The organism is Roseateles puraquae, from assembly GCF_002205845.1.
GTDB lineage: Bacteria > Pseudomonadota > Gammaproteobacteria > Burkholderiales > Burkholderiaceae_C > Pelomonas > Pelomonas puraquae.
On sequence record NZ_NISI01000003.1, the window covers coordinates 88661 to 102627 of the forward strand.

General features: G+C 69.8%; 13 protein-coding genes. 5 read left to right on the top strand and 8 right to left on the bottom strand.

The window, feature by feature from the left end:
* Positions 1–2358, bottom strand: a complete 2358-nt coding sequence (locus CDO81_RS10315; protein ID WP_158218237.1) for a putative bifunctional diguanylate cyclase/phosphodiesterase — start codon at positions 2356–2358, stop codon at positions 1–3.
* Positions 2359–2736: 378 nt separating this feature from the next.
* On the opposite strand from CDO81_RS10315, the gene CDO81_RS10320 reads away from it, so the two are divergent.
* The 3 genes from CDO81_RS10320 to CDO81_RS10330 all read left to right on the top strand — a co-directional run bounded on the left by CDO81_RS10320 (position 2737) and on the right by CDO81_RS10330 (position 4319).
* Complete coding sequence (locus CDO81_RS10320) at positions 2737–3108, top strand: response regulator (protein WP_088483128.1); 372 nt, start codon at positions 2737–2739, stop codon at positions 3106–3108.
* Between the two features lie 117 nt (positions 3109–3225).
* Positions 3226–3786, top strand: a complete 561-nt coding sequence (locus CDO81_RS10325; protein ID WP_088483129.1) for a chemotaxis protein CheD — start codon at positions 3226–3228, stop codon at positions 3784–3786.
* Between the two features lie 113 nt (positions 3787–3899).
* Positions 3900–4319, top strand: coding sequence for a PilZ domain-containing protein (locus CDO81_RS10330; protein WP_088483130.1), 420 nt, complete (start codon positions 3900–3902; stop codon positions 4317–4319).
* Positions 4320–4337: 18 nt separating this feature from the next.
* On the opposite strand, the gene map is transcribed toward CDO81_RS10330, so the two are convergent.
* Genes map through CDO81_RS10360 form a run of 6 tightly spaced genes read right to left on the bottom strand, consistent with a single transcriptional unit; the run spans position 4338 to position 10668 of the window.
* The gene (gene map / locus CDO81_RS10335) at positions 4338–5132 is read right to left on the bottom strand and encodes a type I methionyl aminopeptidase (protein WP_088483131.1); all 795 of its coding nucleotides are present in this window, start codon (positions 5130–5132) and stop codon (positions 4338–4340) included.
* Positions 5129–5392, bottom strand: a complete 264-nt coding sequence (locus CDO81_RS10340) for a ParD-like family protein (protein WP_088483132.1) — start codon at positions 5390–5392, stop codon at positions 5129–5131. The genes map and CDO81_RS10340 overlap by 4 nt, the downstream gene beginning before the upstream one ends.
* Positions 5393–5437: 45 nt before the next feature.
* Positions 5438–5872: an acyl-CoA thioesterase gene (locus CDO81_RS10345; protein WP_088483133.1), complete on the bottom strand. Its 435-nt coding sequence runs from the start codon at positions 5870–5872 to the stop codon at positions 5438–5440.
* Positions 5865–8681 carry an ATP-binding protein gene (locus CDO81_RS10350; protein ID WP_088483134.1) on the bottom strand — a complete coding sequence of 939 codons (2817 nt, stop codon included), beginning with the start codon at positions 8679–8681 and terminating at the stop codon, positions 5865–5867. Before CDO81_RS10350 ends, CDO81_RS10345 begins: the two co-directional genes overlap by 8 nt.
* On the bottom strand, positions 8681–9364 hold the full coding sequence (locus CDO81_RS10355) for a hypothetical protein (protein ID WP_088483135.1): 684 nt from the start codon (positions 9362–9364) through the stop codon (positions 8681–8683). Before CDO81_RS10355 ends, CDO81_RS10350 begins: the two co-directional genes overlap by 1 nt.
* The gene (locus tag CDO81_RS10360; protein WP_088483136.1) at positions 9361–10668 is read right to left on the bottom strand and encodes a hypothetical protein; all 1308 of its coding nucleotides are present in this window, start codon (positions 10666–10668) and stop codon (positions 9361–9363) included. Before CDO81_RS10360 ends, CDO81_RS10355 begins: the two co-directional genes overlap by 4 nt.
* A 99-nt stretch (positions 10669–10767) precedes the next feature.
* Between CDO81_RS10360 and CDO81_RS10365 the strand changes: the two genes are divergently transcribed.
* Positions 10768–11562 carry a DODA-type extradiol aromatic ring-opening family dioxygenase gene (locus CDO81_RS10365; protein WP_088483137.1) on the top strand — a complete coding sequence of 265 codons (795 nt, stop codon included), beginning with the start codon at positions 10768–10770 and terminating at the stop codon, positions 11560–11562.
* A 75-nt stretch (positions 11563–11637) separates the two neighbouring features.
* On the opposite strand, the gene CDO81_RS10370 is transcribed toward CDO81_RS10365, so the two are convergent.
* Complete coding sequence (locus tag CDO81_RS10370; RefSeq protein WP_241516947.1) at positions 11638–13008, bottom strand: CapA family protein; 1371 nt, start codon at positions 13006–13008, stop codon at positions 11638–11640.
* Between the two features lie 127 nt (positions 13009–13135).
* Between CDO81_RS10370 and CDO81_RS10375 the strand changes: the two genes are divergently transcribed.
* The gene (locus tag CDO81_RS10375) at positions 13136–13963 is read left to right on the top strand and encodes a hypothetical protein (protein ID WP_158218238.1); all 828 of its coding nucleotides are present in this window, start codon (positions 13136–13138) and stop codon (positions 13961–13963) included.
* Positions 13964–13967 lie beyond the last annotated feature (4 nt).

Genomic DNA, 13967 nt, shown 5'->3' on the forward strand with positions numbered 1-13967 from the left:
TCAGAAGTCGGTGCCGAACATCGTCGTCGGCGGTGCCGACAGATGAGTGGAGCGCCAGGGCATGATGCGTGAATCCACCTCGTCGACCGGGCCGGTGACGGGGCGACCCGCCAGCCAGTCGCGCAGCTTGGTCAGCGGCATGGGGCGGGCGACCAGGTAACCCTGCACTTCGTCGCACTGGATGGCGCGCACCACGGCCAGTTCGCGCTCCGACTCCACCCCTTCAGCCACGGTGCGCATGCCCAGCACCCGCGCCATCTTCACGATGGTGTTGACGATGGCCCGTGCGTCGGCATGCTCGGTGAGCGAGCGCACGAACGACCGGTCGATCTTCAGCGTGTGGAAGGGGAAGGCACGCAGGTAGGCAAGCGATGAGAAGCCCGTGCCGAAATCATCCAACGCCACCTGCACGCCCAGCTCCCGAAGCGCATGCAAGCGCTTCAAGGCCGCGGGGGCGTCCTCGAGCATCAGCGATTCGGTCACTTCCAGGTGCAGCAACCGCGGTGCCACGCCGGCGCCCCGCAGAATGCGCTCGACGCTGCTCACGAACCCGGGGTCCATCAACTGCAGCGGCGACACGTTCACAGCCACGTTCAGCTCGCGCAGTTCGCGTGCTGCCTGGCAAGCCTGCTGCAGGGCCAGCACGCCGAGTTCATGGATGAGGCCGCAGCGCTCCGCCGCTGGGATGAACTCGCCGGGCGAGATCGAACCGAGCACCGGATGCTCCCAGCGCATCAACGCCTCCACACCCAGAGCCTGCAGGCTGCGGGCATCGACCTTGGGCTGGAAGTGCAACTCGAACTGCCCCTGGGCCAGCCCTTCGCGCAAGGCCTGCTCCACCGTGTGCATGCGCCGGCTGGCAGCGCCCAGCGAGCTCGCGTACACGACGCTGCGCCCCCGACCGGAGCGTTTGGCGTCGTACAACGCCAGGTCAGCGTTGACCATCAGGTCTTCGACGTTGGCAATGCTCGCGTCCAACCGAGCCAGGCCAACGCTGGCCCCCACATGCAGGCGCTTGGGCCCCAGTTCGATGGGCTCGCTGAGACGCTCGATGACCAGCGCGGCCATCACCTGCGGCGCGCGAGCCGGTGCCTGGCCCAGACGCAGCATGGCGAACTCGTCGCCCCCCAGGCGCCCCACCAGATCGCCCTCTTCTGCCAGGGCCAGCAAACGCCCTGCCACCACGCGCAGCACTTCGTCGCCAGCCGAATGGCCTGAGCTGTCATTGACCACCTTGAAGTGATCCAGGTCGATCGACAGCAGCCAGCCGGCGCGGCCGAGCGACATGGCGGCCTGCGCGGCGTTCATCAGAGCCCGCCGGTTGGCCAGGCCGGTCAGCGGGTCCTGCTCGGCCTGCAGCCGCAACTGGTTCTCAAAGCGCTGGGCATCGGTGATGTCGGCGATAACCCCGCGCCAGCCCGTGCCCCCGGCGCCCTCCACCGGTCCGATCGGCTTGGCGCTCAGTGCCCACCAGCGCGCCTGCTCGCCGCGGCCGATCTGCAGCTTGAGGTCGCGGAAAGGCTTGCCCAGTGCCCAGGCGGCGAGCAGCGGGCCCGCCTCGTGGGAGCGGCTCGCAAACCACTGCGGCAGCTTGACCTCGCCCAGCTGCTCTTGGGGCACGCCCATCAGGCCGGCCAGCCGGGGCGAACGATGCACCAGATGGCCGCCGGCATCGGTCTCCCAGAGGGCATCGCTCGCGTTTTCCTCGAAGTCCCGCAGCAGCAGCGACACCACCTGCTGCTGCCGCGCATGCAGGAAGCGCGCACGCAACAGCGCCGTCGACTGCCGCGCGAGCCCCATGGCCGCAAAGGAGACGACGGTGGCGTAACTCAGCAGCAGCACCGCCACCGCCACGAAGATCGGTTCGTTCGCACGCCACAGCGCCACGAGCGAACCGGCCACGATGAGCCATGTGTAGACGAGACTGGCCCAAGGCAACATGGCCAGGGCGAACGCGCCCGCGCCCAGCATGCCGGTGACGAGGGTGGCAATCAGCACCCGCTCCGACGCGGCCGCAGGTGCGAACCACAACGCCGCCGCCCCGCCCCAGCAGGCCCCCAGCAAAGCCGCATGCAGCGTGCCACGGCGGTAACCCTTGGGCGACACCTTGGCCGCAACCCGGCCGCGGCCTGACCACCAGCCCCACAGCCCGAACAGCGCGACCAGCACGATCGCGACCACCCACGCCACCAGCCAGGCGCCGCCCGCGGCACCCACGGCCACGCAGATCAGGCCTGCCGAGATCAGGTTGGCGGCCATCAACAACGGAGTCAGTCGCGACAACTGGGCCAGGTGCTCCGCGCGAATGCGTGCGGACTCCACGTCCGCTGCGGCATACAGCTCGAACGTGCGTCGCAATCGTTCCCCAAACCCCTCGGGCCGCGTCATCTGAGCGCCAAGTCCTTCTGCGTTCTTTGGGCGGCGATCGTATCGATCAGGAATGGCCGTCGGTGCCATGTCTGAGCGCCATCCGTGCCGGATGCCTCGCATCCGCATGACTTCACACAGCCTCCCGCAGCCCGTTCACCAAGACGGGGCACGCGGCGACGCATCGACCCGCCAACTAGTGCGCACAAACCGCCGCCGCGTCAGCGAAGCCGGCCGCTCGGGTGCGCCACCCAGCGCACACATTTGGCAAAATTGATATCCAATGAAGCAAATAAAACAAATGAAGGCAATCTCGAAGCGGACAAATGATTGAAACAACACTCCCCGACGGCTTCAACTGAGCTCGCCATGGCCAAGACCATCCTGATCGTCGATGACTCCACCTCCCTGCGCACGGTCGTGCAACTGGCGCTCAAGCGCGCCGGCTACGACGTGCTGGAGGCTGACGACGGGATCGCCGCGCTCGCGGTGCTCAGCCAGGCACCCAAGGTTCACCTGATCGTGTGCGACCTTCACATGCCCCACATGGATGGCCTCGACTTCGTCGCCCAGCTGCAGCAGCACCCGCGACACCGCTTCATCCCGGTCGTGATGCTCACCACCGGGTGTGAAGACGCGGCCCTCGCACGCATCCGCGAGGCCGGCGTCAAGGCCTGCCTCGCCAAACCCCTCAACCCACCACAGCTGCTGGACGCCGTGTCGCGGCTCGCGCTTGCCTGACGCTGGAGTTCGCATGCCACCCCTGCTCACCGCCGCCCAGCCCAGCGCCACTGGCTGCCGCCACCACACGGTCCGGACAGACGGTGCCGGTGGCACGCCCGCCCCGGGAGCTCAACCATGAATGCCCCCCTTTTCCCGCTGCGCCGGCTGACGCTGCACCCCGGTGATGTCGCCTGCGTCGACCGCGGGGAACGGCTGGACACCCTGCTCGGCAGCTGCGTCGCGATCCTGCTGACCGACCCGCAGCGCTCGGTGGGCGCGATGTGCCACGTGGTACACGCTGGCGCCCCCCAGGGACTGCCGACGCGCGACACGGCCTATGGCGACGCCGCCCTGGCCGAGATGATCCGCTTGCTGCGCCTGCGGGGCATCGACCCGCAGCAATGCCTGGCCTGGGTGTACGGCGGCGGCAATATGTTTCCGGCGCGCTTCGGCCAAACGGCGGCAGACGGCCACGTGGGCGCGGCGAACTTCGAGTGGGCACTCGGCGCGCTTCACCAGGCGGGCATCCGCGTTCTGGGTGTGGCGCTGGGGGGCCATGCCTACCGAAAGCTGCGCTGGACGGTCGGCCCCGAGGCGCCCGAAGTCGAAACCGTTTCCATGACCCGGCCGCCCGTGCCGCCGGCGCGAGAGGGCACGGCCATCGAAGCGCCGAAACCAGTTCACGCACGGGGCTGAAACCGCTACGCTCAGGCCGGTGCGGCGCGTTGCGCTTCACCACCCTGTCATGCGGGGCTGGTCTGCTCCAGCCTGTCTGCATTGCCCACGAAGCCCGTGAGGAGCGAACGCCCATGACCTCGCCCGACCAGCGCCGCTACCCCCGCGTCGAATTCTTTCTTGTGCCTGAGGCGCACGAGCAGTTGCCCGTCTGGGTTATCAAGCCGGAGAGCGCCACCGACGGCCGCGCCGGGGTGGTGGTCAACCTCAGCGAGGGTGGCTTGCAGATCGCCGTCTCCGCCGACGAGCCTCTGCAAGGGCAGCATTACGAGATGCGGCTGCTGCTCGGCGAGGACGATGGCGTGCCCTTGTTCAGCGCCGATGTGCGCCGTGTGTGGAGCCGCCCCCTGAACTGCAGCGCCCAGCTCGGCGGCTTCGAGTTCGCGAGCCACAGCTCCGAGGCGGAGCAATTCCTGGTGGCCCAGACCGCCCATGTCACGGCGCGGCGCTGGGTGCACTGCGTGCTGGTGGAGCGCATGACCGCCTTGGCCTGAGCGCCGCGCGACCCGCCGTCAGTCGATGGGCGGATAGTCGCCCAGCCCGTCCGGCCAGGGCGTCAGGATCTCGAAGCCGTCTTTCGTGACGGTCACCATGTGCTCCCATTGGGCTGACAACGAATGGTCCCGGGTGACCACCGTCCAGCCGTCGGCCAGCTCCCGCACGCCGGGGCCACCGGCATTGATCATGGGCTCGATCGTGAAGATCATGCCCTCCTGAAGGCGCAGGCCCTCGCCCGGGCGGCCGAAGTGGTTGACGTGCGGCTCGTCGTGATAGACGTCGCCGATGCCGTGGCCGCCGTACTCCCGCACCACGCTGAAGCCCGCCTCGTGCGCCACCTTCTGGATGGCAAAGCCCACGTCTCCCAGCGTCGCCCCCGGCCGCACCTGGCGGATGCCGGCACGCAGGGCCTCGTAGGTCGTCATGACCAGGCGGCGGGCCAGCACATTGGCCTCGCCCACGATGAACATGCGGCTGCTGTCGCCGAACCAGCCGTCCTTGGTCAGCGTCACGTCGATGTTGACGATGTCGCCCTTCTTGAGCTTCTTGTCCTTGCTCGGGATGCCGTGGCAGACCACATGATTGGGCGAGATGCAGGCCGTGCGCGGGTAGCCGTGGTAACCGATGTTGGACGGGATGCACTTGAGCGTGCCCACGATGTAGTCGTGGCAGAGGTCGTCCAGCTCGGCCGTGGTCACGCCGGGCACCACATGGGGCTTGAGCATGGCCAGCACTTCGGCGATGAGGTGCCCCGCTTCGCGCGCACGGGCGACCTCATCGGGTGTGCGGATCTTGATGCTGCGGCTCATGCGCGCACCTTCGCGGCCGCCTTGGTGGCCGGCTTGGCCGACACGCCGCGCCCGGTGAGCGCCGCGATGTCGAGACCGCCGTCCTGCTCCGCACGGATGAGCAACTGGCAGATCTCGCTGTGGTTCAGCTGCGGATGCAATTCAGCCAACATGCCGATGCGCATCCAGTGCTCGGCTTGTGCATTGATGGAACGCGACAAGGCCTGGCTCGCCAGGCGCAGGCTCTCGTGCATCGGATCGGAGATTTTGACGATTCCCATGCGGTGCACTATATACGATTCATATACGAACCGTATACACCAAGGTCAGGCCACCACCGCCGCCTCGTAGATGTTCAAGAACTCCGCCGGCATGCGCTTGGGCCGGCCGCTGCTGATCTCGATGCACACCAACGCCCAGCGCCCGCGCAAGAGCGTGGCACCGTCGCTCGCGCGGCGCAGTTGGAAGCGCCGCTCCATGGTCAGCTTGCCGTCGCTGGCCGTCAGCCAGGTGCCGAGCAGCAATGCCTCGCCCTCAAAGGACGGCAGCAGGTAGTCGTAGTGGCCCTCGCGGATGGCCATGGCGCGGTCCAGTCGCCGGTAGTCCGCCAGGCTCAGGCCCAGGGCCTCCGAGTGCGCCCATCCCGCCTGTTCGCACCACTGCACGTAGACGGCGTTGTTGGTGTGGCCCAGGCCGTCGATGTGCTCCGCGGCCGGCGTGAGGGCCAGCGTGAAGGGCGACGGGCGGTCCCAGTCAGTCATAGGCCGAGACTTCCGGCCGCCGCGCCAGCACCGCGATCGGCGGCGCCCAGCGTTCGCCGCGCGGCTTCTTGCTGGTGACCAGCGTGATCTCGCTCGGCTCGAAGACCTCGACGTTGTGCGTGATCGGCGTGGTGAGCAGGTACTGAGCGCGGGTGCTGCGCAGGAAGTGCCCCACCAGCTGGATGTTGCGCACGTCCAGGTGCGCGAAGGGCTCGTCGATGAAGACGAAGCCGCCCGGCGTTTCGTCGTCTTTCATCAGGCCCACCAGCAGGATCAGGCTCTTGAGCACCTGTTGGCCGCCGGAGGCCTCGCCGTCATTCAGGCCCACTTCACCCTTGCCGTCGAAGTTGAACTTCACCTGCAGGCCGGCCTGCGCGAGCACGGCGTCGTCGTTGTCCAGGTGAGGCAGGATGGCCTCGGCCGTGGTACCGGCGAGTTCACCCAGTTCGGCAACGTTCTTCTTGTAGCGGCGCACCGTCGCGCGCAGCACGTCGATGTAGCGCTCGCGGGCATTGAAGGCGGCGATGCGCGCCATCTCGTTGCTGGCGCGGCGGTCACTGAGCTGGCTGTCCTGCTCATGCACCTGCGCCGCCATGCGCGCATGGCGCTCGACGACGCTGGCGTCCACCTCCCAGTGGCCGGTCTCCAGCTCCTGGTCCACATGGTGGGCACGGATCTCGGCCTGGCGGGCGTTCTCGAACTCCTCGCGCAGTGCGGCCAGCGCGGTGGGCGTGACCCAGCCGGGCGGGAACTTTGCCTTTTGCTCGCGGCTCTCACGCGAGGCCTTGCGCAGCGCTTCGCGCTTGGCTTCATGCTCCCGCAGGCGCCCCGCGGCCGAGCCTTCCCCATCCTTGAGAGCCACCTGCGCTGCCTCGTAGGCCTGTTCGCTGCGGGTGGATTCGCGCACCATGCGCTCGTGCTCGGCATCGAGCTGGCCCATGCGCGTGGACGCTTCCGCGCGCGCCTGGCGCAGCACCGGCAGCCGCGCACGGGCTTCGGTGAATTCGTCGGCGCGCTCGGACAGCTCCTGCGCCGCCTTGTGCCCCACCGCCGCGCGCTGCACATCCTTGAACTGGCGCTCAACCTCAGCCTGGGCCTTGGCGATGCGGCTCAGCTCGCCATCCCAGCGGGCCAGCTCGGCTTCCAGCGCGGCGCGGCGGGAGTCCACCGCGGACGCGCCGAACTGGTGGTCGCGCGGCTCCACGAACACGCTGCGGCCCCCTCGGCCATCGCGGTAGTAGGCATCCGTCGTGATCCATTCGCCGCTGACCTTCGCGCCTTCCTCCGTGGACGCCACGCAGCGGATGGCGCCGAGCTGGCGCACCAGCCAGGTGGGCAGTGGCGCGCTCACGTTCAGCGCCGCCAACAGCGAGCCGGCCGGCGCCTGGCCCACAGGCGAGGTGTCGGCCACCACATAGTGGCGGTAGCGCTGCCGGGCCGCGATGTCGAAGGCCCGGCTCTCGTCGCTGCGATGCTTGAGCACCACCACCCAGCGCGACGGGCGCAGCAGGCCTTCTGCCGCTGCACGCCAGGTCTCGTCGGCGATGTCGATGCTGTCGGCCACGAGGTAGTGGGCAATACCAGCGTCGTCCAGCGCGCGCTTCATCGGCGCGACCTCGGGCGGCGGCGGCGGCAGGCGCTTGCCACTGAGCTCGCCCAGCTGCGCTTGCGCGCGCGAGGCCTTGTCGCTGGCGCGGGTGTAGTCGGCCCGCAGGCGGTCACGCTCGGTGGCAAGCTCCTGCATGCGGGCGGTCAGTGCCGCGGCATCGGCCTCGACGTCGGCGAGTGCCTTGAGCTCATCCTCGCGCTTGACCAACGCCTCGGCCGGGCGTTCGGCTTCACGGGCTGCGTCGAAGGCCGCGCGAGCCTCGCGCCGCTCGCCCTCCAAGGCCTTGAGCCGCTCTCGCGCCGTTTCCTGGGCCGTGAACAGGCTGTGCAGCGCGGCGCGCTTGTCGCTGAGCGCCTTGATGTCGCCCGAGGCGAAGAGGCGCTGGCGGTGCAGTTCACGCGCATCGCGGGCAATGCGCTCGCGGGCCTCGCTCCAGCGCAGCACCGGCAGCACCTCGGTGGCCAGGCGCTCGCGCTCCTGCACTTTCAGCTGGTACTGGCGGTGGCTGTTCACGCGGTTGGCCAGGTCGCTGAGCTGGGCCTGGGTGTGGGCCAGCTCGGCCGCAGCCTGCTCAACCTCCTTGCCCAGGTGCTGCTGGTGGCTGCGGGCCTGCTCGTAGCGGTCCAGCACCTCCTGGTCGCCGAACACCTCGAACACGAGGCGCAGCAGCTCCTTGGGGCTGAGCTCGCAGAGCCGGTCGGTCTGGCCCTGCTCCAGTGCCAGCACGCGGCCGATGGCGCGGGTCAGGCCCGCCGCCTCCAGCCGCTTCTTCCAGGCCTCGATGCCCAGCCAGTCGCGCTCACCGCGCTCGGCGAGCTGCTCGATTTCGTGCGCCCCGTCGACGATCAGGTAGCGACGCACCCAGTCGCCGCCATGCCGCTCGATGCGGCAGGCCAGCGTGACCTGATCCGCGTACAGCAGCGAGCTGGCAAAGGGCCGGCTGCTGTTCTGGCGCGAACGCGGCCGGTTGTCCACCAGCGCGCGCAGCCAGGCGGTCTCGGCGTTGGCGTGGCGCGCGTAGGTCTTGTAAGTGCGCCCCCCCGAACACTCCAGGCCAAGCAGCGTACGCATGGCGTCCAGCAGCGTGGTCTTGCCGGAGCCGTTGGGGCCAGCGATGGTGATGATGGCGCCGTCCAGCGGCAGCGTCACGCGCTGGCAGTAGTCCCAGTGCAGCAGTTCAAGCGATTGCAGGTGGAACATCAGTCGTCAATGTCTTGTTGTTCGGCTTCATCCAGGCGCGGCAGCGGATGGCCGGCGCGGGCCAGCACATCGCCCAGCGCGCCGTCGAGGATGCGCGGCGCGATGAGGTCGTAGTCGATCAGCAGGTCCAGCAGCGGACCTTCGGCGATGTCCTCGCCGCGGCGCGTGATGAAACCGTGCCGCTCCAGCAGCTTGAGGTTGGTGTCCAGGCGCAGCTTCTTGCCGAGCTGGTCACCAAAGTCCGCCAGCAGGCTGCGATAGCTCAGCAGCGGCGACACGGCCGCAGCCAGCGGCATGGGCTTGTCGGTGGCGAACATCTCACCCTGGCCGGCATGGATGGCGTCGCTGCGCGCGACCTGGCGCTGCCGCTTGGGCAGCACGATCAAGCTCCACAGCACCACCAGCAGCGCCACGCCGTCGCGCGGGATGTCGAGGTTGTTGTTGGCTGCCAGTCCGGTCTCGCCGAAGACGGCGCTTTCCGCGGGGCGCATGAGCGCGACCGCGATGTGGTCGGCATGCACGTTGTCCACCAGCTGCAACCCGACGCCGGCCAGCCGCGCGGCGAGCTGGTTCCAAAGCTCGGTGTCGATCAGCGCTCGCTTCACGAGGGGGTGGCTGCGGGGCAGCCAGCGGCGGGCCAGCAATTGGGCCGCGAGTTGCTGGGAATCGTCGAGTGGGCTCATGAGGCAGGAGATTCAGGGGTGAGGACGCCACGGCTCATCCAGCGGATGAACTCATCGTCGACTTCGCCCTGCTCAGCCGACCAGCGGACCGACCAGGGTTGGCGCGCCATGTCGCCGGTGGCGCCCTTGAGGTGGCGGGCCTGGGGGTCGCCCAGCAGCGGCAGCAACTGGGCCCGGTAGGCGGCCCGCGCATAGCTGCCCCCGAGCACGGCGGGGCGCAGGTCTTGGGGCTCCGTCGTGCCCGCTGCCGTCCAGGCATTGAGCAGTGCCTGCATCTGCCCCATCTCGGGTGGCAGTTGCAGCACGGCGAGTTCGCCCGGCGGCGCGACCTGGCCCTGGGGCAGCGCCTGCGCGTCGGCCACCACGGGACGGTCACGTTCGAACTCGGCCTCGGCGGTGTCCACCAGGTCGCGCTGCGCCACCAGCACCGGGTGCACCGGGCGCAGCATGGCGCCCTGCAGCAGGCTCGCCAGGTCGCCCTGGCTCTGCAGCCAGCGGCGGACATCGGTGGTGGTGATGCCCGTGGAGCCGAGCGTCACGCGCTGGCGATCGGCCTGCTGCAGCGCGCGGTTGAACTGGCTGGCCATGGCCAGCAGCCGGGCCTGGGCCAGGCCCAGCTCACGGGCGAGGCGCTCCAGCCGTGCCTCGCCGGCCGACTCGGCCTGCGCAATGATGGCGCCCAGCGCCTCGCCAGCGCGGTCGACCAGCGTCAGCGCCTTCTCGAAGCGGGTGCGCGCCCGGCGCAGCGCAAATTCGCTGCCGCTGGCGATGGCATCCGCGAATTCGTCGTACAGGCGTGACAGCTGGGCCAGCAGATGCTGGAGCTGCGCCGGCTGCAAGGTGCCGAGCTGGTGGGCACCCGCCACGCCGGCCAGCAGGGACGCCAGGTCGCCATCGGGCGCCTGCTCCTGCGTCAGCGGCTGCAGCAGGCCCACGACCTGCTGGGCCAGCGGCGTCACGGCATAGGTCTGGCCGGTGGCGTCCCAGGCCAGCAGCTCGGCCTCGCGCAGGCGCTTGAGCACGCTGTCCAGCACCTCGTCGCGCAGCACGTGGAAGGCCTGGTTCAGCGCCTCGCGGGTCAGGCGTGACTCGCGCAGGGCCATCAGCTCGAAGAACACCCACAGCCGCAGCCGTGTCAGCCCGGCCGGCCCCTGGAACAGCGCGCGCAAGGCCGTCTGCAAGGCATCCTGGCGCTCGAGCTGCCACCACAGCAGGGCTTCGACCGGCACTGCGCCATCGCGGAAGTAGTCTTCCACGCGATCGGGGCGCTGGCTGTCGTCGGATTCGGGAGGCAGGTTCTGCATGGGGGGCGGATTATCGCGGTGACCGTTCAGCCGCTTTGAGCGCTGGCGGCGGTGGCATTGAACCCCCAAGCCGGGACGCCGGCTTAAGCTGGGGCCACCATGCGACAGCCCACCTTCTTCCTCTCCCACGGCGGCGGCCCCTGGCCCTGGATGGATGGCGACTTCCGCCGCGGCCATGCGCAGCTCGAAGCCGCGCTGAAGGCCGTGCCCGGCACGCTGCCGGCGGCGCCGAAGGCCATCCTGATGATCTCGGCCCATTGGGAGGAAGCCGCCTTCACGGTCATGACGGCAGCGCGGCCCGGCATGCTGTACGACTACGGGGGCTTTCCGCCGCACACCTATGAGGTGGTCTACCCCGCGCCGGGCGACCCGGTGCTGGCCGAGCGCGTCGTGGCGCTGATCGAGGCCGCAGGCCTGCCGGCCGCGCGCAATGCCACGCGCGGCTTCGACCACGGCGCCTTTTGCACGCTGGCGCCGATGTACCCCGACGCGCAGATCCCCGTGGTGCAGTTGTCGCTGCGCCGCGGGCTGGACCCGGCCGAGCACCTGGCCCTGGGGCGGGCGCTGGCGCCGCTGCGTGACGACGGCGTGCTGATCCTGGGCAGCGGCTTCAGCTTCCACAACCTGCCGCTGATGTTCAGTGGCGCAGGCCGCGCGCCTTCCGTCGCGTTCGATGCGTGGCTGCAGGCCGCCCTGCCCTCACCCGTTGGGCGGGCGGAGCGGCTGCAGGCCTGGGCGCAGGCCCCCGCCGCGCGGCAGGCGCATGCCCGCGAGGAGCACCTGCTGCCGTTGATGGTGGCGGCCGGCGCGGCAGAAGCCGACGAGTCGCGCTGCACGTACCACGAGACCGAGTACATGGGCGCCATCACGGCGTCGAGCTTCCGCTTCGGCTGATCAGGTGGCGGCCGCCATCCCACCAGGTGTGCATGGCATCGGGCGGGGGTGGGGATGGCGCCCTTGGGTTGTCTTTCAGGGGGCGCGGGTTCCTGGCAGCCCTCCGACATCGAGAGGCACGCAGGCCGACACCGCCGTCTCCCCACGCTGCCAGCAGGGCGCCGGCAGCGCCGCAAGCGGATGCGGCCGTCCTGAGGCATCGATGCGCCCCACCACGACCTGCAGCCCCCTGACACCCGCGGCGTCCACCTGCAGCTGCAGCAGCCAGGCCGTGTTGTTGTCGTCGTCCTTGAAACCGTCGAACAGAAAATTGCCCAGGCTGTAGACGATGGGCCGGCCCCCGTAGACCTCCACATCCTGCGTCACATGCGGATGCCCGCCCACGACGGCCGCCGCGCCGGCATCGATCATCAGCCGCGCCAGCTGACGCTGCCGCTCGTTGGCCCGCGGCTCGTGCTCCTGCCCCCAATGCATCACCGGGATGACTACGTCCGCCAGCTGCCGGGCACGCTGAATGTCCAGCCACACCTGTTCATCCTCGCTCCACGCGATGCCGGGCCGGTCGGTGTCGGCTTCGAAATGACGCGGCATGAACTCGTTGTAGCCGAGCAGCGCGATGCGCACGCCCTGACGCTCGACGATCAGCGGTGCGTGGGCCTGGGCCAGGTTGTCGCCGCCGCCGAAGTAGCCCACGCCGGCCTGCCGCAAGCGGCCCAGCATCTCGCTGAACGCCGCCGGGCCGAAATCGCCGGAATGGTTGTTGGCCAGGCCCACCACATCCAGGTGCCGCGACAGGACCGGCAGCACGCGCGGATGCGCGCGGAAGGTGAACGGCTTGACCGGCTCGGCCTGGCCGCCCTTCGCCACGACGCACTCCAGGTTGCCCACCCGCACGTCCGCCCGCGCCAGCCAGGGCGCAAAGGGCGCGAACGGGTCGCGCCCCTGGCGGATCAGGCGCCCCGGGCCGTCATCCAGCAGCACGTCTCCCACGAACGCCAGGTTCACCATCGCATCCCCCGGCGCGCCCGGCTTCGAGGGCTCGGGGGTTTGCACCGCGCAGCGGTAGCGCAGCTCCTGGCCAAGCCCGGGCGCATAGACACGCTGCCAGCCGGAGTCCGGCCCCGGTGCGTCTGCGATGGCCCCGGCCGGGGCCGGCAACCGCACCTGCTGCAGCAGGGCGGCGCCGACATAGGTGCTGAGCGTGATGTAGGCCGGCTGCGTGCCGTCGTCCACCCACAAGGCCCGAAAGCCAAAGCGACCGAAAGGCACGCGACCCACGCCATAGGGATCCCGCACAGGACGCACGCTCAAGCGGAGCCGACTGCTGCCCTGCGTCAGCTCGCACTGCAGCGACAGCGCTGGCTGCGCCTGGGCGGGTGCGGCCGGACGCAGGAGCAACAGGGCGCCCGCAAGCGCGAACAGGAAGCGGCGAAAGCGAAGAAGCATGGGAGACCGGAGCGCGCAATGCGCAAAGACACAGGGACCTGCTCTGCCGTACGCAGCCACGGGCTTGTTCACGCCATCTCATCACCCCCTAACTTGAGGGCATCACGGCAGACCGGCCGATGGCGGGATGACGGGCGGTTCTGCGTACCTCCTCGTGAAGGCTGGGTGTCACCAGCGCGAGGTCGCGATGCTGTGGGAGAAGCTGGGAATGACGCTGGTGGGGCTGTTGCTCGTGATGGCGGCGCTGCGCCTGGGTGGGCGCCGCCTCGGCGGCCTGCTCGCCGGGCTGCCCACCATCACGGCGCCGACACTGGCCTGGACGGCCGTGGAGCACGGCACCGGCTTTGCGGTCCAGGCAGCCATCGGCAGCGTGGCCTCGTGCGCGGCCGGGGCGCTGTTTGCATGGGCCTATGTGAGCGCGTCGCGCCGACTGGCGGCGGCCGGCGCTCTGGCCTGCGGCCTCATCGCGGCCGGCGTCGCCGCGGTCCCGGCGCTGACGGCCAGCCACGACCTGCTCGCCGCCGTGGGCCTGGCGCTGCTGGTCACCGGCCTGGCCTGGCGCACGCTGCCAGCGAGTGCAGCCACCTCAGCCCCCGAGCGCCCACCTCGGGCCGGACTGCCCGCCCTGCAGATGGCCGGCATCGCCACGGTGCTGACGGTGGCCGTCTCGACCATCGGCCCCTGGTTCGGGCCCTACGCCACCGGGCTGCTGGCCTCCCTGCCCTTGATCAGCGCGCCGCTGGCGGTGGCTGAGCACGCCGGCAGCGGCCATCAGGCCTCGACGGAGTTCCTGCGAGGCTATGTGAAGGGTCTGTTCGGCAAGGCGGCCTTCGGCGTGGTGTTCGTGCTGCTGGCCCCAGCGGTCGGCGCGCTGCCCGCGCTGGCCCTGGCGGTGGCCGCAACCGGCCTGATGTCCCTTCATCCAGGGCCTCGGCGCCGCACGACCGCCGCCTAAACTC